The 21,940-nt window shown below is 63.4% G+C and carries 19 protein-coding genes; 11 read left to right on the forward strand and 8 right to left on the reverse strand.

The window, feature by feature from the left end; all coding sequences use genetic code 11:
* Positions 1–62: 62 nt before the first annotated feature.
* A complete protein-coding gene (locus tag ATE62_RS05075) occupies positions 63–1,067 on the forward strand; it encodes a LacI family DNA-binding transcriptional regulator (protein ID WP_269433350.1) in 1,005 nt (334 codons plus the stop codon).
* A 9-nt stretch (positions 1,068–1,076) separates the two neighbouring features.
* On the opposite strand, the gene ATE62_RS05080 is transcribed toward ATE62_RS05075, so the two are convergent.
* Together ATE62_RS05080 and ATE62_RS05085 are read right to left on the reverse strand one after the other, a co-directional pair.
* Entirely contained in the window at positions 1,077–2,273 is a 1,197-nt protein-coding gene (locus ATE62_RS05080) for a glycoside hydrolase family 6 protein (protein WP_058806924.1), read from the reverse strand.
* A 229-nt stretch (positions 2,274–2,502) separates the two neighbouring features.
* Positions 2,503–3,435: a LysR family transcriptional regulator gene (locus ATE62_RS05085; protein WP_058806925.1), complete on the reverse strand. Its 933-nt coding sequence runs from the start codon at positions 3,433–3,435 to the stop codon at positions 2,503–2,505.
* 99 nt (positions 3,436–3,534) lie between these two features.
* Between ATE62_RS05085 and ATE62_RS05090 the strand changes: the two genes are divergently transcribed.
* Entirely contained in the window at positions 3,535–4,287 is a 753-nt protein-coding gene (locus tag ATE62_RS05090) for a 3-oxoacyl-ACP reductase family protein (RefSeq protein WP_058806968.1), read from the forward strand.
* Between the two features lie 23 nt (positions 4,288–4,310).
* Positions 4,311–4,913, forward strand: coding sequence for an NADPH-dependent F420 reductase (locus ATE62_RS05095; RefSeq protein WP_058806926.1), 603 nt, complete (start codon positions 4,311–4,313; stop codon positions 4,911–4,913).
* Here the strand turns inward: ATE62_RS05095 and ATE62_RS05100 are convergent, their stop codons facing one another.
* Positions 4,914–6,812 (reverse strand): ATP-binding protein, encoded by a 1,899-nt coding sequence (locus ATE62_RS05100; RefSeq protein ID WP_058806927.1) that lies wholly within the window; start codon positions 6,810–6,812, stop codon positions 4,914–4,916. It lies immediately after the preceding gene.
* 258 nt (positions 6,813–7,070) lie between these two features.
* Between ATE62_RS05100 and ATE62_RS05105 the strand changes: the two genes are divergently transcribed.
* From ATE62_RS05105 to ATE62_RS05115, 3 genes are all read left to right on the forward strand, one after another.
* Positions 7,071–7,889 (forward strand): SDR family oxidoreductase, encoded by an 819-nt coding sequence (locus ATE62_RS05105; RefSeq protein WP_058806928.1) that lies wholly within the window; start codon positions 7,071–7,073, stop codon positions 7,887–7,889.
* A 66-nt stretch (positions 7,890–7,955) separates the two neighbouring features.
* Complete coding sequence (locus ATE62_RS05110) at positions 7,956–8,357, forward strand: GlcG/HbpS family heme-binding protein (RefSeq protein ID WP_058806929.1); 402 nt, start codon at positions 7,956–7,958, stop codon at positions 8,355–8,357.
* An 11-nt stretch (positions 8,358–8,368) separates the two neighbouring features.
* Positions 8,369–8,851, forward strand: a complete 483-nt coding sequence (locus tag ATE62_RS05115; protein ID WP_058806930.1) for a nuclear transport factor 2 family protein — start codon at positions 8,369–8,371, stop codon at positions 8,849–8,851.
* A gap of 232 nt (positions 8,852–9,083) precedes the next feature.
* On the opposite strand, the gene ATE62_RS05120 is transcribed toward ATE62_RS05115, so the two are convergent.
* Together ATE62_RS05120 and ATE62_RS05125 are read right to left on the reverse strand one after the other, a co-directional pair.
* Positions 9,084–10,130, reverse strand: a complete 1,047-nt coding sequence (locus ATE62_RS05120) for a LacI family DNA-binding transcriptional regulator (protein WP_058806931.1) — start codon at positions 10,128–10,130, stop codon at positions 9,084–9,086.
* 68 nt (positions 10,131–10,198) lie between these two features.
* Positions 10,199–11,536 carry an MFS transporter gene (locus tag ATE62_RS05125; RefSeq protein ID WP_058806932.1) on the reverse strand — a complete coding sequence of 446 codons (1,338 nt, stop codon included), beginning with the start codon at positions 11,534–11,536 and terminating at the stop codon, positions 10,199–10,201.
* Between the two features lie 153 nt (positions 11,537–11,689).
* Between ATE62_RS05125 and ATE62_RS05130 the strand changes: the two genes are divergently transcribed.
* The 3 genes from ATE62_RS05130 (at position 11,690) to ATE62_RS05140 (ending at position 16,298) form a co-directional block, all read left to right on the forward strand.
* Entirely contained in the window at positions 11,690–14,185 is a 2,496-nt protein-coding gene (locus ATE62_RS05130; RefSeq protein WP_058806933.1) for a TonB-dependent receptor domain-containing protein, read from the forward strand.
* 77 nt (positions 14,186–14,262) lie between these two features.
* A complete protein-coding gene (locus tag ATE62_RS05135) occupies positions 14,263–15,402 on the forward strand; it encodes a glycoside hydrolase family 68 protein (protein ID WP_082662615.1) in 1,140 nt (379 codons plus the stop codon).
* Positions 15,399–16,298, forward strand: a complete 900-nt coding sequence (locus ATE62_RS05140; protein WP_331458538.1) for an ROK family protein — start codon at positions 15,399–15,401, stop codon at positions 16,296–16,298. The genes ATE62_RS05135 and ATE62_RS05140 overlap by 4 nt, the downstream gene beginning before the upstream one ends.
* A 236-nt stretch (positions 16,299–16,534) precedes the next feature.
* On the opposite strand, the gene ATE62_RS05145 is transcribed toward ATE62_RS05140, so the two are convergent.
* Positions 16,535–16,909 (reverse strand): nuclear transport factor 2 family protein, encoded by a 375-nt coding sequence (locus ATE62_RS05145; protein WP_082662616.1) that lies wholly within the window; start codon positions 16,907–16,909, stop codon positions 16,535–16,537.
* A gap of 282 nt (positions 16,910–17,191) precedes the next feature.
* Between ATE62_RS05145 and ATE62_RS05150 the strand changes: the two genes are divergently transcribed.
* Entirely contained in the window at positions 17,192–18,679 is a 1,488-nt protein-coding gene (locus ATE62_RS05150) for a TIR domain-containing protein (protein WP_082662617.1), read from the forward strand.
* 10 nt (positions 18,680–18,689) lie between these two features.
* On the opposite strand, the gene ATE62_RS05155 is transcribed toward ATE62_RS05150, so the two are convergent.
* Together ATE62_RS05155 and ATE62_RS05160 are read right to left on the reverse strand one after the other, a co-directional pair.
* Complete coding sequence (locus ATE62_RS05155; protein ID WP_058806935.1) at positions 18,690–18,971, reverse strand: CopG family transcriptional regulator; 282 nt, start codon at positions 18,969–18,971, stop codon at positions 18,690–18,692.
* A gap of 47 nt (positions 18,972–19,018) precedes the next feature.
* Positions 19,019–20,311, reverse strand: a complete 1,293-nt coding sequence (locus tag ATE62_RS05160) for a SidA/IucD/PvdA family monooxygenase (RefSeq protein WP_058806936.1) — start codon at positions 20,309–20,311, stop codon at positions 19,019–19,021.
* 367 nt (positions 20,312–20,678) lie between these two features.
* Here ATE62_RS05160 and ATE62_RS05165 point away from each other — a divergent pair, with 367 nt between their 5' ends.
* The gene (locus ATE62_RS05165) at positions 20,679–21,920 is read left to right on the forward strand and encodes a hypothetical protein (RefSeq protein WP_156420432.1); all 1,242 of its coding nucleotides are present in this window, start codon (positions 20,679–20,681) and stop codon (positions 21,918–21,920) included.
* Positions 21,921–21,940: the final 20 nt, after the last annotated feature.

Genomic DNA, 21,940 nt, shown 5'->3' on the forward strand with positions numbered 1-21,940 from the left:
TATCGGACGATATCGAGCGGCCTGCGCGAGGACGGGAGGGGCAGATTTCCAAACGAACCACGATCGTCGACATCGCGCGCGTGGCGGGCGTCACGCCCAAGACCGTCTCCCGCGCTCTCAACGACGCCCCGCATGTCAGCAAGGCGGTGCGCCAGAAGGTCAAGGAAGCCGCGGCCGAACTCGACTATCATCCCAATCTCGCCGCCCAGAGCCTGATCGCGCGGCGCTCCTATCTTATCGGTCTGACTTATGAGCGCCCGAGTCCGAGCTATGTCGTCGATTTGCAAAATGGGGCGCTGGGGCGTCTTGAGGACGGACGCTACCGTCTTGTGGTCCTCCCCTTCAATCATGTCGCGAGCCGGCCCGAGGAGCTGGGGAGGCTCCTGCTGCGCGCCGGCCTCGACGGCATTCTCCTCGCGCCCCCGGCCTGCGACCAGCCGGCGCTGCTCGACATGCTCGAACGGCACAATTTGCCCTATGGCCGGATCACCCCGCACAGCGAACTCGACCGCGGCATCGTTGTCACGATGGACGAAGCGGCCGCGGGCCAGGATGTCGCGGCGCACCTCCTGTCGCTCGGCCATCGGCGTATCGGTATCATCCTCGGCGATCCGTCGCACGCAGCCAGCCTCGGCCGGATGGAGGGCTATCGGCGCGCATTCGGCGACGCAGGCGCGCCCATCGACGAGCGGCTGGTCGTCACCGGCGACTTCACCTATGATGTCGGCTACCGCGCTGCGCGCGAGCTTCTCGCGCAATCCCCTCGTCCGACCGCCATTCTCGCGCAGAATGACGATATGGCGGCAGCCGCCATCGCGGCGGCGCGCGATCTCGGCCTTGCCGTGCCGGGCGACCTTTCGGTGGCAGGCTTTGACAATTCCGAGGTTTCGCGGACCGCATGGCCGCAGCTCACGACCGTCAATCAGCCGGTTCGGCAGATGGCGTGGGACGCCGCCGACCGTCTGATTGCAGCGCTCGACGGGAAGAGCGATGTCTCCGGATCGCAGCGGCGCGACCATGCCCATGAATTGCTCGTTCGCGCCTCGACCGCACCGCCGGCCAACTAGACGCGCCGGTCATTCAGCTGGTAGCGGCGGCTCTGCCAGCGCGATCAGTTCGCGCGCCTGCGCCGGGAACCATTGTCCCGCAGGCGGGGCCTTGACGCCGCGTTCTGGATCCGCCGGTCCCGCCGTTCCGCGCAGACATTCTCCATCGGATTCTCCAGGCACCTTGATCCAGAGAAAGGCATCGACATAGGGGTTTCCGCTTTCAAGCGAAGGTCGCCTGCCCAGCCCCCGGCCCGGAGGATTGCACCAGACCTCCGCGTCGCGATATGCGCCAGCAGGCGGTTTCCATGATCCCCGACCGTTGCGGCTCGTATCGATCACCGCATGCTTCTGACGCGAGGGATCGCGCTCCAGCCCCGTTCGCACGAACAGGCGATCATAGGCCTTGTCGGTCGCCGCCCAGCTCTTCTCGTCGTCGAAAACTGCGGGGCTATACTGGCTCGGACATTCGCGCGGATCGAGCCCGCCTCGGGTGATGAGGGCGATACAGTCGCTGACCCAGCGCGCATAGGGAATGACCCGGTCATCGCTCTCGAAATTGGAAACGTTGAGGAAGAAACCCGACACCTTGGCGACATCCGCCTTAACTAGCCGGCTGGCGATCTCGCCGGGCGCCAACCAGCTGCTGCCGGTTCCGTCGAGATAGATGCTGACCCCGGGTCGCTCAGACAGAATCGCGACGGCGCTGCGCAGTTCCTCATATCGCCGCGCTGCGGCGCCTTCGTCCTTTCCCTCAGGCCGGCAGCCCTCGATATCGCCGGCAAGGGTGCGATGCCATGGAATGACGCCGAGTCCGTCCGGCTCGAGAATGACGATAGCGGCGCGATCACCGATCCCGCGTGCGACCCCGAGGATCCATTCGCGGTAGGCCCTGCTGTCGGCCGCCCCGCCCGCTGAATAGAGAGCGCAGTCGCGGTACGGAATATTGTAGATCGCCAGAACAGGGATATGCCCTTGGACGGAGGCGCGGCCGACAATGTCACGAGCCTGTTCTTCCACGACCTCCGGCGAGCCATATGCGAGCCATGAAGCGGACGGGATTTTCGAGAGCCGCAAAGCAAGCTCGCGGTCCTGTTCTTCCAGTCTCTCGGCGGCGTTGGCGGTCGTGCTTCGGTCATCCACAAAAAGCGCCGGCGCCTTGCCCAACGCTGGCGTCGCCCAAATCAATAGCGAGGTCATCGACATCGCGATCAAGGGACGAATCATCGAGCCTCCTCTCACCAAAGGCCGGCGGCCCTTCTCCGGAATCGCCACTGCGGATGCCCGAACGATAGGACTACAGGCCAAGCTCGCTCAAGATGAATACGAAGCCTGAGCAATTTGACGCGTTTCCACGTGCGGGACCTGTAGCCGCGTCCTCAACCGATCTGGCCGGCCGCGATCTGGCCGCTTTTGTCCAGCCGGTATCAAAAAGCAGGCTTTCCTGGATTGAGGGTCAACTACCCAAGCTACCCGCAAACCGTTCGGCCAGCCGCTCGCGTTTGAAAACATCGGCGACCCAATCGACGAACGCGCGCGTCTTGCCGGGAAGGAGCGTGCGCGACGCATAATAGACCGAGATCGCACCCGCGTCGGCGTACCAGCGTGGGACCAGTCGCACCAGCGCACCGGTCTCGAGTTCGGGCAGCACATCGGGCATCGCGAGAAGCGCGACACCCAGCCCGAGCCGCGCGGCTTCGCGCATCGCCGCGGGATCGTTGACGACGATATCCTCACATAATGTCGCCGCGCTCTCGTTCCCGACCGCATCGCGCATCGTCCAGTGGCGGATGCGTCCTGACTGGAGCGAGCGCATGACGATGCCGTCAAGCTCGGTCAGTCCGGCAGGATCGCCCGGCGCCACGCGGCCCGCCATATAGGCGGGCGATGCGACCGCGACGATATGCGCGGGCGCCAGCGTGCGCGCGACGATTCCCGGCGACAGGTCGAAGCCGCCGCCGATCGCCGCGTCATAACCCTCGGCGACGATGTCGACAGGCCGGTTCTCGAAATGCCATTCGGGACGGATGCGGGGATAACGCGCGAGGAAGGCGGGCAGCATCGGCAGGAGGTGCATGACGCCAAAGGTCGGCGCCATGCTGACTTTCAGCACCCCCGCCGGCTCGCCGCTGTCCGACGATATCCCCGTGATTGCCGCCTGGATATCGTCGAGGCTTCCTGCAATCGCCAGACGAAAGGCTTCTCCAGCCTCGGTCAGTGCCAGCCGGCGCGTCGACCGGTGGAAGAGCCGCACCCCCAGATTACGTTCGAGCATCGCGACGTTGCGACTCACCGCCGCCGGGGTGAGCGCCAGCCGGCGCGCGGCTTCGGAAAAACTGCCCAGTTCGGCGCTGCGAACGAAGGATATAAGATTGGCGAGCGTTTCCATTTTCAATCAATGATTGAATATATAGCAAATCATTACCGACTAATCGAGCCATAAACTTTGCGCCATCCTGGCTTCACCCCACAACAAGGAGTGAAGACCATGACCAAAGCTACCCAAAACCTTACGGGCAAAACCGCCCTCGTCACCGGCGGCTCGCGTTCGATCGGAGCCGCCATCGCCCGCCGCCTCGCCGCCGATGGCGCAGCCGTCGCCATCACCTACAGCGCGTCGCCCGATCGCGCCGCCGAGGTCGTCGCCGAGATCGAAGCGGCGGGCGGCCAGGCGATCGCCATCGCCGCCGACGCGGGCGACCCGGACGCCGTTCGCGCCGCGGTGATCCAGACCGCCGAAGCCTTCGGCAGCATCGACATTCTCGTCAACAATGCCGGCGTTGCAGTCAACGCGCCGATCGAGGATTTCCGGTTCGAGGATTATGAGCGGATGCTCGCGGTCAATGTCACCGGCGTCTTCGTTGCGACGCAAGAGGCCGCGCGCCGTATGAAGGCGGGCGGGCGCATCATCCACATCGGTTCGTCGATGACGCGTTATGCGGCGTTCCCCACCGCGTCGGTCTATACGCTGACCAAGGGCGCCATCACGGGCTTCAATCGCAGCCTCGCGCGCGATCTCGGACCCAAGGGCATCACGGTCAACACCGTCCACCCCGGCCCGACCGACACCGACATGAACCCCGCGGACGGCCCCGTCGCCGCGATCGTCGGTCCCGGCATGGCGATCGGCCGCTACGGCCAGCCGTCCGAAATCGCCAACGTCGTCGCCTTTCTGGCGAGCGACGAAGCCGCCTTCGTCACCGGTGCCGACATCGTCGCCGACGGCGGCCTGACCGCCTGACCTGAACAGAAAGGACTATCGTCATGTCCAGTATCGGTATCATCGGCGCCGGCAATATCGGCCGCGCCATCGCCACCGCCCTCGCGAACAAGGGGATTTCTGCCACGCTCGCCAACAGTCGCGCCCCCGAAAGCCTCGCCGAGGTCGTCGCGGCCATCGGTCCCACGATCACTGCCGGAACGCGCGAGGAAGCCGCCGCAAAGGATATCGTCTTCGTCGCGGTGAACTGGTCGAAACTCCCGGCAGCACTCGCCGACCTGCCCGACTTTGGCGGCCGCATCGTCGTCGACACCAACAATCCGATCGAGGCGCCGCTGTTCAAGCCCTTCGATCTCGGCGGGCGTGCGTCGTCGGAAGTGTTCGCCGACATGGTGCCGGGCGCCCAGGTGGTGAAAGCATTCAACCATCTTCAGCCGCATCTCGTCTCCGGCGATCCGGCGCGCGAAGGCGGCAAGCGCGTGCTCTTCTACTCGAGCGACGATGCAGCGGCCAAGGCCGAGGTCGGCGCGTTGATCGATCGGCTCGGCTTCGCCGGGATCGATCTCGGCAGCCTTGCCGTGGGCGCACGACTCGTCCAGTTTCCGGGCGGACCGCTTCCGGCTCTCAATCTCGTCAAATTCGATTGATCAAACCGACCGGCGGCGGATTGAAGTGCAATCCGCCGCCACTGGCCGACGGCGGACGGTTGGGTATTGGCCGGCGCGATCAAGAAACGGACATCTGCGCGCGTGTTGCCGAACGCGAGACGTGGCGTACATCTGGAGCCCCCCAAGCGCAGAATGGAGTGTCATTAACAACAGGGCATCGGCTTCAGCCCTGCCATCGACGGTAACCAATGCCCGTTCGACCCACTCCAGCGACTCGTCGATAGCGGATAGCTGCCACCAGAGCGGCAAGGCGCTGATCGTCAGCGATACTCCGATGCTGTCGTCGCCTTCATCCGAGAATGCCCATTTGAGTGCACTTCGCAGTTCCTCCACCTCTGGCGCCTCTTCACTATTGCCTTCGAGGAATGCAAAGGGCTCACGACCGGGCGAAAGGCGCTCGAATGTGGCCAGCAGATATTCTGCATGGGCCTTTGCCGTCTGCTGCGTCCAACCTGCATCCGCCAGACGCTCGCGACCATAGGCGCGGGTCGTATAGAGAAGCCGATACCGCATCTCGGGTTCACCACGCAGGGCCGTTACCAGCGATTTATCGACAAGCTCGAAGATTCCCTCGGTCACTTCCGCCGCCGAAAGCCCGAGATTGCCGCAGAATGCGATCGCCGCGTCCAATGTGAAGCTGCTCTGAAAATGAGCCAATCTTATGAGGAGCTCCTGTTCCTTCCGAGACAGAAGGTCGTAACTCCAGTCCAGCATCGCGCGCAGGGTCTGATGGCGAGGGAGCGCAGAGCGCCTGCCAGATTTCAGCAAATGAAAGCGATCGTCGAGCTGGGCAGCAAGTTGGCCGACGCTCAGTGCTCCAAGGCGCGACGCTGCGAATTCGATCGCAAGCGCATTGCCGTCGAGGTTACGGCATATCTCGGCGACATGTGCCGCTTCCCCATAGCCCAGGGAAAAACCGCCGAGGCTTTGCGCCGCTCGGTCGACGAAGAGCTGGATCGCGGAAAAACTCATCGCCTCGTCGGCGGAGAGTCCCTGAATACGCCGCGGGATGTCGAGCGATGAAATGCGCTGGGTCCATTCGCCCTCGACATGGAGGGGTTCGCGGCTCGTCACCAGGAAGCGGATCCCCCTCGTATATCGAAGCAATTCTTCGACGAGTTCCGCCGCGCCGGCGATGACATGTTCGCAATTGTCTAGGACGATCAGCATGTGGCTGTCGCGAAGGGCGTTCGCCAGATCGACGATCGGATTGTCGACCCCGATTGACGCCTCGATGGCCGCTGCCAGTCTTGCCGAGACAAAAGCCTGATCTTGAACCGGCGAGAGATCGACGAACACGACATCGCCCGCAAAGCGCGCCCTCAGCCTCTCGGCGACGGCAAGAGCCACGGTGGTCTTGCCCATACCGCCGGCACCCGTAATCGACACGCATCGGTGATGTTCGAGATTGTCGGCAGTTTCGGCTATCGTGTCTTCGCGTCCCAAAACGCGATTGACCGAATGAGGTAAAGCGGGTCGCGCAACAGAAATCTCCCCTGCCGTCCCTTTTTCCGACGAAGGCGCTGCCCCGAGGCTGCGGGGCGCCGAAACTACGCCGACGAACGCATAGCCGCGCCCGGGTACAGTGCCGATCAGGCTCTCGCCGCCTTGGTCCAGTGCGCGGCGGATTGCCGCGATGTGAACCCGAAGGCTCGTTTCCTCGACGTGGATGTTCGGCCAGACTTTGGCGAGGAGCATGTCTTTCGACAATAATTCCCCCGGCGCTTCCAATAGCGCGGCGAGGATATCCAGCGCCCGGCTTCCGAGCGCTATTCGCTCGCCATCTCTAAGGAGCAACCGCTGCCTGGGATAGAATTCAAAACGTCCGAAACTGATGAGAGGGCTCGCTGCATCCGCCGGACTGGTGTCGGCTGCCATGGCACGAGAGAATTCGCGCTCGTTCTCGTCCAAAGAGTGATCCACCGCCCCCGCCACTGGTCGTGCCCATCATCCGTTGAGGTGGCATCCTATAACCGGTGCGGACGAAACTAGCCACTATTGCCGCTACGCCGAGCAAAGTTCGTGCATTCCCATCCTTCCGGCGCAACAAGGATTCACATCGCTTAACGAGCGTTACGCCCCCCGCTTGGCCATCACTCTCCTCACGGCAATCGTGCCGCGAAAAGGAGACAGACCATGACCAAGAGCAAGACCATCCTCATCACCGGTGCCGGTTCGGGCTTCGGCAAGTCCGCCGCGATCGGCATGGCCAAGAACGGCCACAACATCATCGCGACCGCGCAGGTGTCGTCGCAGGTGACCCCGCTTCGCGAAGAAGTCGCGGCGCTGGGCTTCAGCGACAGGATCCGCGTCGAACGCCTCGACCTCACCGACCCCTATGACATCCGCCAGGCCCAGGGCTGGGACATCGATGTCCTCTGGAACAATGCCGGCATGGGCGAAGCGGGCCCGGTCTGGGAAATCCCGCTCGATCTCGTCCGCAAGAATTACGAGATCAACGTCTTCCTCCCGCTCCAGCTGACGCAGGGCATCGTCCAGCGCTGGGTCCGCGAAGGTACGGCGGAAGGCAAGAAGGTGGTGTTCACCTCGTCGATGGGCGGGCTGTTCACCCCGGCGAACTGGGGCACGTACGTCTCGACCAAGCACGCGCTCGAAGCCTTTGCCGAGGCGATGCAGCAGGAACTCGCCAGCTATGGCGTCAAGGTCCAGACGATCAACCCCGGCGCCTATTACACCGGCTATAACGAGACGATGGCGGACAATCCGTTCCGCTGGCTCGACGACAGCGTGAACTTCACCAAGCGCGCTGATCTCCGCAAGGGTTTCGACGACTTCTTCGCCACCCCCGAGGGCAAGATGGATCCGCAGGAAATGATCGACCGCATGATCGCGGTCGTCCCCGCCGACGAAGGCAAGTTCCGCAACGTCATGCCCAAGGTGATCGAGGACATGCTGAAGCAGCACCAGCTCGACGCCTGGGAGAACCGGATCTGACCCCCGCCCGACCGGCCGCGGCCTTTCCCCTGCCGCGGTCGGCTCTTCCCCCGAAAGGATAAAGAGATGAGCATCACCCAGAGCCAAGCCGACACCGCCATCGCCGCCGCCCGCAAGGCGGCCGACGCGATCGGGGTGCCGATGAACATCGCCGTCTATGACGACGGCGCGAATTTGAAAGCCTTCCTCCGCATGGGCGGCGCCTTCCTCGGTTCGTCCGACATCGCGCTGAACAAGGCGCGCACCGCCGCGCTCTTCGGCTTCAACACCGAGGCGCTCTACGATTTCGTCAAGCCGGGCGGCACCTCGCCGGGCTTCGACCGCACCAACGGCGGGCTGATCGTCTTTGCGGGCGGCGTGCCGGTGAAGGATGCCGAGGGCCGGCTGGTCGGCGCCGTGGGCGTGTCGGGCGGCATGGTCGACCAGGATTTCGAAGTGGCGACGGCTGCCGTCGCAGCGTTGAACTGAGGAGAGAGACGATGAAGAATTTTATCAAGACCGTCGGCCTCGCGGTCGCCGCGCTGGCGCTGACCGCCAAGGCTTCGGCAGATGAAGCGAACGCCAACCGTGCGACGATCGCTAAGGCGATGGACGCCTGGGCGGCAGGAACCGGCGGTCCTTATGATTTGCTCGCCGAGGATGCGGTGTGGACGATCAGCGGCAACTCGCTCGCGAGCAAAAGCTATCCGTCGAAAGAGGCGTTCATGAGTGAAGTGATCCGGCCGTTCAACGCCCGGATGAAGGAACGGCTGATCCCCAGCGTCCATGCGCTCTATGTCGACGGCGACACGGTGGTCGCGCGTTTCGATGCGCAGGGCACAGCACGCGACGGCCGGCCCTATTTAAACAGCTACGCGTGGATCCTGACACTGAAGGATGGACGAATCGTGCGGGCTTTTGCCTTCTTCGATGCCAAAGCGTTTGACGATTTCTGGACACGGGTTCCGCCGGTTTCAGAATAAACTTTTACGGAGCGGCGGACGGCGTCTATCGCAGTCCGCCGCTTCGCGATTGGCCGGTTGGAGACTGTCCGCTTTTGGCGTGTATTCGAGAAGTGCGGACCCAAATGCATCAGGCTGCTTGATCCGATACTTTGACGGAGATCAGGAGTGTCTGCATACAGTCAGGTAATGCATTCCTTGGTCTGGGTCTCCTAACTTGTCCTGCGCGTCAGCGGTGGACGTCGAATTGGGGTTAGGAAACTCTCCTGCTGCGTGACGTTTCGCGTTCGATCAGTTCGGGAAGCATCACCAAGCTGTCAGCGTCTTCATTCTCGATAAGGCGACGCAACCGATCGACAATCGCCTTCGCGCCAAAATCGATGTCCTGCCGGATGGTCGTCAGCGGCGGCATCGTCTGGGCGGCGAGCGGCAGGTCGTCATAGCCGACGATTTGCACCGCATCGGGCACGCGGTGCCCGCGCGCATGGAGCTCTTTCAGCGCCGCCATCGCGATCAAGTCCGATGCCGCGATGATGCCGTCGACCGGGCCCGCATGTGCCGTCAGGGCTGCACCGATGTTCGCAACAATTTCCTCATCCGACAAGTGAAGCGGGAAATGGGTCAGCTCGATCCCCGTCGCAGCGGCCGCCTGCCCGACACCTGCCAGCCGCTGCGCGATCTCGATCCCCGTCGTATCGCCCAGAAACAAAAGCCGTGTCGCGCCGCGCGCGATCAGATGCTCCGCCGCCAACCGCCCACCCAGCGCATTGTCGGTCCCGACGACGCAATGACGCTGTCCGGGGCGATAATGCCCCCACACCACCATTGGCCGATAGGATTCGGCGACCCGTTCAATCGTGTCGAACTGGTCCGACTGCCCGATAACGATCACGCCATCGGCCATGCCCGAGCCGGTGATGCGATCGAGCCATTCCTCATTCTCGTCGGGGATCGCGCGGCTGAGCATGATGTCATAGCCGCTTTCGGTCAGCTCATCGGCCAAGGCGCCAAGCAAGGTCATGAAAAAGGGATCGGAGATATGCTGGCGCCGTTCATGTCCCAGTGGAATGACGACGCCGATCACGCCGGTACGGCGCGAACGTAGCTTGCTGGCCATCTGGTTGGGCCGCACACCGTGACGGCGCGCAAGGTCACGAATATGGTTGCGCGTCTTCAGATTGACGAGCGAACTGCCCGCCAGCGCGCGCGACACGGTGCCGGTCGATACGCCCGCAACTCGGGCGAGATCGGCCAGGGTGCGAATTTGCCTGCCATCCTCTTCGCCGTCACCGTCCGCCATATTCCCAGCACGCTCCTGATATCGTGACGCGCGCCTAGCATGAAATCGGGGCAGCCGCGAACAGCTTGTCAGGCCGCCACCTCGTCGCCGCGCCGGACGGCCCGTCCGGCGTCGACGACCATCGTCGCCACCGCGCCCGCCAGCATCAGGACGCCGCCCAGCATGATTGCATTGCGCGGGTCGCCGCCAAGTAGCGGACGATAGATGAGCGGCATGGTGAGGGTTTCGATCAGCATCGGGATGACGATGAACATGTTGAAGATGCCCATATAGATGCCGTTGCGTTCGGGCGGGATGGCGTCGGCCAGCATGACGTAGGTGTTGCCCATCATCCCCGCCCAACCGATACCGATGCCGAGCATCGCGGCATAGAGGGCGAACGGGCCTGCGCTGCCGAGCTGCGGGATCGCCAGCATGGCCAGCCCCGATCCGGTCAGGCACAGCGCATGGATGCTGCGCGCGCCCCAGCGCCGGACCACCGGGATCAGCAGCAGCGCGCTGGCGAAAGCGACCAGATTGTAAAAGGCGCCCAGTTGCTGCGCGGTCAGCGCCGCATCGCGAAACCCCTGGGTCGCCGGATCGGTCGTGCCGTGAAGTGAGCGCGCCAGCGCAAAGGCGATGAACTGCCAATAAAGGAACATCGCATACCATTGGCAGAACATCGCGAGCGCCAACTGCCGCATCGGGCGCGGCATGGCGACGATGGCGTCGCGGATGTCGATCAGCGTTGCCCGCACGGTCAACGGACGCTCGTCGAGCATCGCCTCCTCCTGCACCGTCAGAGGCAGCTCAGGCACGCGGATAACCGACCAGAGGATTGTGGAAAGCGACAGCACCGCGCCGATCACGAAAGCGATGCGGACGATCTGCGGGATACCGTTCGCATCGAGCAGATTGCGGTCGATGACAAGCGCCAGCAGCGAGGGCGCCAGATAGGACAGGGTCTGCGCCAGCCCGGTAAACGCGCTCTGGGTCAGAAAGCCGACCGGGCGTTGATCGGGCGCGAGGCGATCCGCGACATAGGCGCGGTAGGGCTCCATGGTGACATTATTGCCCGCATCGAGCAGCCAGAGCAGCGAGGCCGCCATCCACAATGTCGGCGAAGTGGGCATCAGGAACAGGCTGATCGAACAGATGATCGCCCCGATCAGGAAATAGGGCGTGCGGCGCCCGAACCGCGACCGGGTGCGGTCGCTCATCGCGCCGATGATCGGCTGGACGAGCAGGCCGGTCATCGGCCCGGCGAGCCAGAGCAGCGGCATCGTTGCCTCGTCGGCGCCGAGGAAGCCATAGATCGGGCCCATATTGGCCTGTTGCAGCCCGAAACTGAATTGCAGCCCGAAAAAGCCGATGTTCATTTCGATGATTCGCCAAAGCGACAGCCTCGGCTTGCCGATTTCCGCCATTTTCCTCTCCCCGGCGCTGCCTTGCGAACGCCTTGTCCTGCCTCTCGTAACCGAAAGTGTCGAAAATGCAATCGATTGCATTTTGTTATTGCAATCGATTGAATCGGGATTATGCAAGGCGACGAATCAAAACAGAACTTTGGGAGACTTGCTATGACATACCGTGCGCTTTTGGCGGCCAGTTCGGCTGGCCTGTTCCTGCTTCCCGTCGCTGCGATGGCACAAGATGCCGCCCCGCCTGCCGACCGGGCGTCGAGCGAGGACGTTCTCGACCTCGATGCCATCATCGTCACCGCGACGCCGCGCGGCGGCAACCGCCTCGATAGCTCTGTATCGGTCAGTGTCTTGTCGGAATCGGCCGTGGCCGAAGCGGCGCCGCGTACGACAGCCGAAATTTTCCGGCAGATCCCGGGCATCCGGTCCGAAGCCACCGGCGGCGACGGCAATGCCAATATCGCGGTGCGCGGTCTGCCCGTTGCATCGGGTGGAGCCAAATTCCTCCAGCTGCAGGAAGACGGCCTGCCGGTGATGCAGTTCGGCGACATCGCCTTCGGCAATGCCGACATTTTTCTGCGCGCCGACCAGACCGTCGCATCGATCCAGGCGGTGCGCGGCGGATCGGCCTCGACGCTGGCGTCGAACGCCCCCGGCGGCGTGATCAACTTCCTGTCGAAAGACGGCAGCGAGGCCGGCGGCGTCGTCATGGCGACACTCGGCCTCGATTATGAGGAATATCGGCTCGACTTCAACTATGGCGCGCCGCTCGGCGACAAGACGCGCTTCAACATCGGCGGCTTCTGGCGCGAAGGCGAAGGGCCGCGGAATGCCGGCTACAACGGCAACAGCGGCTACCAGATCAAGGCGAACCTGACCCAAGAGTTCGATTCGGGCTATATTCGCCTCTATGCCAAGCGCCTCGACGATCGCGCGATCGGCTACCTGCCGATGCCGACCTTGGTGACGGGCAGCAATGCCGATCCGAAATATCAGTCCTTCCCGGGCTTCAACATCAAATCGGACACCCCGCACAGCGCCTTCTTCACCACCGACGTCGGGCTCGACGGCAATAACAATCGCCGGACGACCGACATAACCGACGGCATGCATCCCGTGGTCACCGCGGTCGGGTTCGAGGCGGCGTTCGAACCTGCCGACGGCTTTCGTGTTGAAAACCGCTTTCGCTGGTCCGAAGTCAGCGGGCGCTTCGTCTCGCCCTTCCCGTCCGAAGTCGGCGGCGCCCAGGCCCTTGCCAATTCGACCGGCGCCTATCTGCTGACCGGCGATTTCGCCGGTGCGGTCCCTGTCGGCACGACCTTTTCGCTGCGCTACGCCAATGGCCCCAATGCGGGCCAAGCGATCAACCCGGCCGCACTCAACGGCAATGGCCTGCTGATGCGCACGCATTTGTTCAATGTGGAGATCAACGATTTCGGGGGCTTCACCAACGATTTCAAGCTCAGCAAGGACATCGGCCCCGCGACGCTGACCGCCGGTTTCTACAAGGCGCGCCAGAATATCGACATGGACTGGGTGTGGAACAGCTATCTGCTGGAAGTGAAGGGCGACAATGCGGCGCTGGTCAATGTGGTCAACAATGCCACCGGGCAGGTGCTGACGCAGAACGGCCTCTATGCCTATGGCGTGCCTTTCTGGGGCAATTGCTGCCAGCGCAGCTATAATGCGACCTATGACATCGACGCGCCGTACGCAGCGCTCGGGCTCGATTTCGACGCGCTGACGCTCGACGCCAGCGTCCGCTACGATCATGTCCGCGCGCGGGGCGACTATGCCGGTTCGCTTCAGGCGACGAATTTCGACGTCAATGGCGACGGCACGATCCAGCCAGTCGAACGCAGCGTGTCGCTGATCGACAATGGCCGGCCCAGCCCGGTCAATTACAACGTCGGTTACTGGTCCTGGTCGCTCGGCGCCAATTACCGCCTGTCGGACGACGCCGCGGTGTTCGCACGCGCCAGCCGCGGCGGGCGCGCCAACGCCGACCGCCTGCTGTTCGGGGTCGTGCGCCCCGACGGGTCGGTACGCAAGGCGGACGCGATCGACTTTGTGACGCAATATGAGGTCGGCGTAAAATATCGCAGCGGCCCGTTCGGCCTGTTCCTGACCGGCTTCCACGCCACCACCCAGGAACAGAATTTCGAGGTCACCAGCGGCCGCTTCCTCGACCGCACCTACAAGGCGACCGGCGTCGAGTTGGAAGGCGCATTCCGGTCGGGTATCTTCGACCTGCGTCTCGGCGCGACCTATACCGATGCCGAAATTTCCAAGGACGCGATATCGCCGGCCAATGAAGGAAACACGCCGCGCCGCCAGGCCAAGCTGATCTATCAGGTCACCCCGGCGGTCGATTTCGACCTGGTGCGCGCGGGCTTCAACGTCGTGGGCACGACCAAAGCCTTCGCGCAGGACAACAACCAGCTGGTGTTCCCCGCCTATACGCAGGTCAACGCCTTCATCAATTTCAGGCCGCTCGACAATGTCGAGCTGTCACTCAACGCCAACAATCTTTTCAACGTCACCGGGATTACCGAGGCGGAGGAAGGCTCGATCGTTCCGGGCGCGAATAATTTCATTCGTGCCCGATCGATCAACGGCCGGACCGTCTCGGCCTCGTTGCGGTTCGAATTCTGAACCGCGCTGGGTCGCAGGGCACAGGAATGCCGGTTTGGGCCGGCATTCCTGATGCTTTGCCTGAGGAGTCAAAAGCAATGCCGCCCTCGCAGATCGCGACGACAGGCACCCACACGATGCACTGGCGGCTTGCCCCCGGCCAGCGAATCGAAGCCGCCGCGCGTGCACCGGTGCTGTGCGCCGCCGACGTCCGGCGCGCCGCGTCCGACCTCGACATCTGGGACGCCTGGCCGCTCGCCGATGTCACGGGGCAGCCGGTCGAGTGGCGCGGGGGCGAATTATGGTTCGCGCTCGCCGCGCCGGTCGGGCGCGATCCCGAACAGCGGCATTTCGCGGCGCGCATCCACCATTTCCATCGTATTGCCAATGGCTTCCATCACCTCGGCCCGACGCTGCCAGCGGGTTTTTCCGCCGGCAGCCGCGAATGGTCGGGCTCGGCCCGGCTGGATGATGGCGACGTGCATCTCTATTTCACCGCCGCAGGCCGGCGCGGTGAGAGCAATCCGAGCTATTTGCAGCGCTTGTTCGTGACCAGCGCGCCACTTGGCGATCGGACCGAGGCGATCTTTGGCCGCTGGTCGGCGCCGCGCGAGCTGCTGACGCCCGGCGGCGTCTATCTCGACGCCGACGCACCGGGCGGGCGGCTCGGCGAGATCAAGGCGTTCCGCGATCCCTTTGCGTGGCGCGGCGACGCCGGCGAGGAGTATCTGCTCTTTACCGCATCCTCTGCGCGCGCGCCGGGGCCGCATAATGGCCTTGTCGGGCTGGCCAAGGCCGCCGCCGATGGTAATTATCGCGCGCTGCCGCCGCTGATCGACGCGACGGGGACAAACAACGAACTCGAGCGTCCCCATATCATCGCGCACGGCGGCCGCCTCTATCTGTTCTGGTCGACCCAGGCCAAGGTGTTCGCTCCCGGCATCGACGCGCCGACCGGCCTTTACGGCGCGGTCGCCGACCGGATCGAGGGTCCGTGGACGCTCCTCAACGAGAACGGCCTCGTGCTTGCCAACCCCAACCGCGAACCATTTCAGGCTTACAGCTGGTGGGTATTGCCCGATCTGTCGGTGGCCAGCTTTGTCGATTATTGGGGCATCGACGATCCGAGCGCCACCAACAAGCCATCGGGGCGCAGCCATTTCGGCGGAACGTTTGCACCTTTCCTGCATCTTGAACTGGATGGCGCGCGCGCCCGCTTGAAGCAGGGGGTACGGTGATCGAGGAACTGGCCGGCGTCGAGCTTGGCGGCACCAAGACGATCGTCGTGCGGGGCATGCCCGGCGCGATCCGCGACCGCGTCGAATTTCCCACCCTGTCCCCCGATTCCACTCTGAGGCACGCTGCCGATATCATCGAGGCGTGGCACGCCGAGCGGGCGATAGCGGCGCTTGGGATCGCCAGCTTCGGCCCGGTCCGCGTCGACGAGCGCGCACCAGACTATGGCGAGATTCTGACCACGCCGAAGCCCGGCTGGAGCGGCGCTCGCGTGCGCGCGCTGCTGTGCGAGCGACTGGGGCTGCCGACCGCGATCGATACGGATGTCAACGCCGCTGCGCTCGCCGAATATACGCTGGGCGCGGCGCAAGATTGTGCAACCATGGTCTATGTCACGATCGGAACCGGGATCGGTGGCGGCATCCTTGTCGATGGCAAGCCGGTGCACGGCATTTTGCATCCCGAGATCGGCCATCTGCGTTTGCGCCGCGCCGCCGGCGATCGGTTCGCGGGACATTGTCCGTTTCACGGCGACTGCCTCGAAGGCCTGGTAAGCGGGCCTGCGCTCGCGGCGCGCTTCGGGCGTCACCCAGCCGAAGTGCCCTCCGATGACCCGGCCTGGCAACCAGTTGCCGCCGACCTTGCCGAGCTGGTCGCCTCGCTTATTCTGAGCTACTCACCCCAGTGGATCGTGATCGGCGGTGGCGTGGCGCAAAGGCAGACGCACCTGCTCACCGCCGCAACAGCGGCGGTCCCGCGTCTCCTGGCCGCATATCTCACCGATATAAACCCTGATCGGCTCCGCGAGCTGGTCGTCGCTGCGGGCCTCGGCAACGACGCTGGGCCAACCGGCGCGTTGCTTCTTGCCAAACGGGCGAGCGAAGCTTCGCGGGCTTAAATGGCAACTGAAGATGACTAGCATGATGATGCGATCTCGACGGCGCATTCAACATGAGTGCGCCCGCCTTAGCGAACAAGTGCTAGCCGGATCACGTCGTCAAAGGCCAAGTGCACCATAACGAGCTAACCTGCTCGATCTGGGCCGATTACCGACTGGCGGCTTTAGGCGCATAACGGGGTCAAGCAGACGCATTGTCGGCCGAATAAAGGCATTCTACGGGAATTGCCGCCTTGCTAACCGGCGGACGGTAGCGCCGAGCAATGCGCCAGGATAACCTTCCATGCACCATCCCTTCGCAGCCAGACTCGCGAATAGGCGAAGGTTCCGAAGAATGCTTTCCCGCCATATGACCCGGCGAGATCGGCAGTGACGCAAACCGTTGCCGTGTCGCCATATTCGTGCACAACCGGATCGCCGGTAAAGTCGATCGCCGTGATGTCGAGTAGGCCCGATCGGTGTGCCGCTATATCGTCTGCCCTCGACAGACGGTTCCCATTCTGGTCGGTAAATATCAGATGCTCGCCGAGCATATTCTCGAGCGCATCCACATTGCCGGCCAGCATAGCCAGTCGAAGCCCATGCTCTGCTTCATCGACATTGCCAGTCATGGTATGCTGCTTTCTTTAACGAGCGTGAAGAGCTGATGGCCGGAGAGCCTGAACCTGAGAAGCACGCTGGCGGCAGAAGCACAACTTTGTAGCGCCTCTGCGCTCGTTCGATGTTGAAAATTGGCCGCTTTCGGACAGTCAGCTTTTGGTGGGCAATCGAAAGAAGCGGACATGGCCGACAAAGCGAGGCAGCCTTGTTTCTTTCTTTTGCTTCCGCCCCATCCGTTGCTTCTTAACAATGTTGTCGAAAGCGCTATCGACGATCGTGAATAGCAGGACGAAATGGCTCTGCGGAACGCACTGCAGAACGGGGAAAAAGTTCGCATGACATCGACACCGAATCAGGCGCCGCGGGCCTTCACTTCCTACAGCTGGTCGTCCCCGACACACGAGGCATGGGTTCTCGACCTAGCATCGCGTCTTCGCGAGGACGGGGTCGATGTCATCCTCGACAAATGGGACCTCAAACCGGGGCATGACTCCTATCAATTCATGGAATCGATGGTGACGGACAAGAGCGTCACGAAGGTGATGATGATCTGCGACAAGGCGTATGTCGAAAAGGCCAATCGCCGCGCCGGTGGCGTCGGAACCGAAAGCCAGATCATCTCGCCCGAGTTGTACGGCCAAGGCGCACAGGACAAATACGCCGCACTGATGACCGACGAGGATGAGGAGGGCAACGCGCATGTTCCCGTCTTCTACAAAGGCCGTATATTCTTTGATTTCCGATCGGCCGAGAAGTTCGAAGAGAGCTATGAACAGCTTCTGCGCTGGCTCGTTGATAGGCCACAGCATGTCAAACCGAAGCTCGGCAGCGTGCCGGAAACCATTCTCCAGGCCAATCCCGTCGCATCGGGAACCCAAAGCCGTGCGCGCCGCGCTGAAGACGCTATCCGCAACGGCGCGAACACGGCGGCGCCCTATATCCGAGATTATGGCGACGCGCTGTACGCCGAACTCAAGGCCCTCGCTCCGGCCCTTGGCGACGCCGAGCCCTATGACGAGACGATCCTCGCGAGCGTCGCGGCGATGCGGCCGTATCTAAGGCAGTTTGCCGACGTCGCAGGCGCCGCTGTCCGTTTTGCGAATGAGCCGCGGCTCTGGGACCGCATCCTCGCGATCCACGAGCAGCTCGGGACGCTCATGTTTCGCGATCCCGAGCTCAGCAGCTGGAACCGGGTCCAGTTCGACGCGCACAAGATCGTAGCGCACGACGCTTTTCTGACGAGCATCGCGCTGGCGCTCGACGAAGAGCGCTTCGACCTCGTCGAAGCCGCCCTGACCCGGCCGTATCTGGTCGAGGAAAGGGAAGTGACGAGCCGACGCGCGACGGCCGACTTCACAGTCTTCCGCCCCTATGTGCAATCGCTCGAATTACGCAACGAGCGGCTGAAGCTCCGCCGGATCAGTCTCGATGCCGATGTTTTGCACGACGCCTTCCCGCGCGGAAGCCATCCGAGCTTTGAATCGCTGATGCAGGCCGATTTCATCCTCTATCTCCGCGCCGCGAAGCAGAAGACCGTCGGCAATTGGTATCCCTATTCGCTGCTCTACGCGAGCGACAGATTCGCCCCGTTCCCGGTTTTTGCGCGGAGCGAATCCAGATCCTACTTCGAGCGCCTGGCGCCGCTCCTCGCAACCGACTCAATTGCGACTTTCAAGGAGCATCTCGCCGAGGTTGCCAGGAATAGCGCACGTCTGTTCGACCATAACGGCCTGCCGGTTTCCTATCTCGGCAATGCCGAGCAGCTCGGGACGGTGGCGTGACGGTCCGCGCTCAAGCCTTGGCGAGAGCGCGCGTCTTCTTTTTCTTGACATGTTTCGAGACGAGACGCGGCTTGACGGCCGTCGGGCGCACCGCGTGCGTGCGCACTGGGATCGACGGCGCGAGATAGCTGGTCTTGTCTTCGCCAAGCGTCTTCATGCCGGCCGCGATCAACTCGCGAATAACATCGCCTTTGCTCCGGTCGCCTCTGATCGCAGCCGCCTTGAGCTGCTGATCGAGTTCCTTGGGCAGATAGATGGTGCGAAGCACCATATTTTCGGTCGGGTCGGCCATGTCAGTCTCCAGATTTCACCTGTATATATGTACATATGAAGCGTCGATCAAGCGGTCGCCGCTTTGACATAGGGGGTCAGAATACGGTCAGCCATCGCGCCGAGCACCATCAGCGACCCGAACCCGGGTCCACGGGTTTCCGAAAGATTGGGAACATGGAGCCTAGGCCACGGATCGAGCGGAAGCGACAGATCCCGTCGGACATCTTCGGTCAGATTGTCGAGCCCCGCGGCGTCGATCGCTTCACGCATCGTCTTGGGAAGCAGCGATTGAAACGCCCCCATGTCGAAGCCGGTGGCATCGATGACTAGCCCCGCATCGATCGCAGATTCCCCCTTCGCATTGGTGTACTGCACCTCGATGTCGGGCAGATGTGCGCCGGGACGATGTATAGAGTGAACGATCGCCTTGGCCTTTCCCGGAAGCAGAACAAGTTGCTCAGCATCTGCGAGAAGGTCGGTGACCGTCTCCCAAACGACTCCGCGGTTCAGGCGGCGCGTGAAACTCTTGCGGTCGATATCAGCGAGCGCCGTCCAAGTTTCCTCATCGTCGAACAGCCTGTTCTCGAAAAAGTTCGTGGTCCGCGTGAACAGCATCGCCTGATTGTTGATCAGATGGATCGGATGGTCTCGAAGGCCGTTGCGAATGAACCAGGCTGTGATGGCGGCGGCGGTGCCGCCGCCACCGATAATGACGATCGGCTTGTCGGGGTCGCGCGGCATATGTTTGCGCACGCCGACAAGTCGCTGCCAGAAGTCGACGCCGGTGAAGATGCGCCGGTCCTTGACCCGCGGGAAGCGCGCGGTTGCAGGTCCCGGCCCGGTGACGACCACCGCATCGAACTCGTCATATTCGACGATGTTGCGCGACTCTGCATCGACTTGCTGGACCGTCCAACTTCCGTCCGCCGGGCTGAGTCCGGTCACGCGCCCAAAATGGATCGGAGCCTCCGACAGCGTCAGCGCGTATTTCAGATAGTCCGTGAACTCGGCATGGCTGGGCGGCCGCCGGCCCCGGTTGACCCACGCGGCATAGCGGCCGCTGGAAAGCGTGGCGGACGTCTGGAACGCGTTCCACGAAAAGCTTGCCTGCATCTGCTCGGCCACTTCGCTGCCGAAGGTGGGAAGATAGGGATAGCCGAGATCTCGTTCGGCCGGGGTGCAGAGCCGCTGGACACCGTCGGTATAGCCATGCCGCCCCGACCAAGCGGAGCCGATATCATACCGCTCGAATATGGTGACGGTGATGGGCACCCCCGACTGGCGCAGGCAATAGGCCTTGGCGGCAAGCGCTGCCGCCTTCGGACCCGCACCGATTACCGCAATATTCTGCTCGGCCATCGTCTTACCTTCACAAGCCGGGCGGCCTCGCATGGCAGGGCTCCCCCGGGAGCGCTGCAATAGGCGAGCGGAGGGCGAATATCGAGAGCCCCGCACGACACGACGTCTAAATTGCGCCGATCCGGAGGTTTCTTTGTCGGTGGGCGCCGCCCTCTCCGGCGCATCAGGCCATCAACGCTATTTCAAGCGCCGGTCCGCCACGCTAGTCTCTGCACATGATATCGGTAGGGAATGAGGGGGGACTCGACCGCGACGCGACAGGCCCAAGGGCCGGGCGGACATGAGCGGTTCCGGGGACGCGGAGAAGAAACCCCGGCGGAATGCCGGCGGCGCGGCGGCGGGCGGCGGGCTCAACTTCCAGGCCGCGGTGACCGCGATCACCCTCATCTATATGCTGCGCGCGCAGCCGATCCGCTGGCTCGAAAATCTCGTGCATGACCTCATTGTCGGCGTCGAGGCCGAGACGGGAAGCGGCGGAGACGACATCCGGCTCGCGCTCGCGGGAGGCGAGACCGTCGAAGTCCAGGTCAAGAAGGGGCTGCGCGCCACCGACGAACTCTGGTCCGCCCTGCTCGCGATCGCCGACGCGATCGACAAGGGCAGCGGCATGTTCGGCCTCCTCGCTGTCTGCCCCGAGAGCAGCGGAACGATCCGGACCGGCCTCCAGCGCGACCTGATTGCGATCGGTGAAGGCCGAACCGACGGCCTCACGCCGCTCGGCAACCAATGGGTGCAGCGACTTGCCGATCTTAACCTCGACCCCGCGGCGATTTGCGCCCGGCTGCGCATTCGGACACTATCGGCGCTGCAGGCGGACCGGGGCGACGTGCAGGCCGCCCGCGCCGAGCTGAACTTCATCTGCGCCAAAGAATGCGTCGATGCCGCGTGGAAGACGCTATACGGCGAGGCGGGCCTGCTCATCGAGAGGCACGGCCGGCACGACCGGCAAAGCGCGGCCGCCGTCCTCAAGGCGGTCCCCATACCGTTGATCGGCGAGCTGGCGCCCGCCCCCGCCCCTCGCGGCGGAGGCGCCGATCCGCTCGCCGGCCTCCTCGCCGGTCACGTACCGCCCCCGCCAGCGCCTGCCGGAGATATCTCCGAGCTTGCGAGGACCTTGCTAGGCGAGGCGGCGGAAGCCGATGCCGAGCATATTCGCAAGGGCCGCTTCTTTGTCGGATTCGATAGCGTCGAAGCGGCGCGACGACTGGCAGCGCAGCTCGCGGAGGGTGCCTATTCCATCTGCCTTCCCCCTGTCAGGGCGCGCCTTCTCGCGCGCTGCGCGCGGTCGCTCACGTTCAAGGGCGATGCTGCCGAGGTCGATCGGCTGATCGCAGCCAGCCGCGCGCTCGCACCCACCAACGAAGCGACGATCGCGAGCGCCTTCCTCGCCGCGAAGGAAGACTGGAAGGCCGGCCTGCAAATCCTCGCGACCCTCGATACTGCACTGGCGCGCTCGGCCGCGCTCCAGATCGTCTATAATGCGAACGGTCTCGACGCCGCGCTCACCTGGATCAATCAGGCGGCACTCGGCATCACCGATCTCGACAGCGACGGCGCTTTCCTTCTCCTTTCGTGCCATCTCGATAAGCAGGATTGGGACGCGGCCTAGACCGACGCATGCGTCCTAAC

Origin of the sequence: Sphingopyxis sp. HIX (assembly GCF_001468285.1) — a bacterium.
Classification (GTDB): domain Bacteria; phylum Pseudomonadota; class Alphaproteobacteria; order Sphingomonadales; family Sphingomonadaceae; genus Sphingopyxis.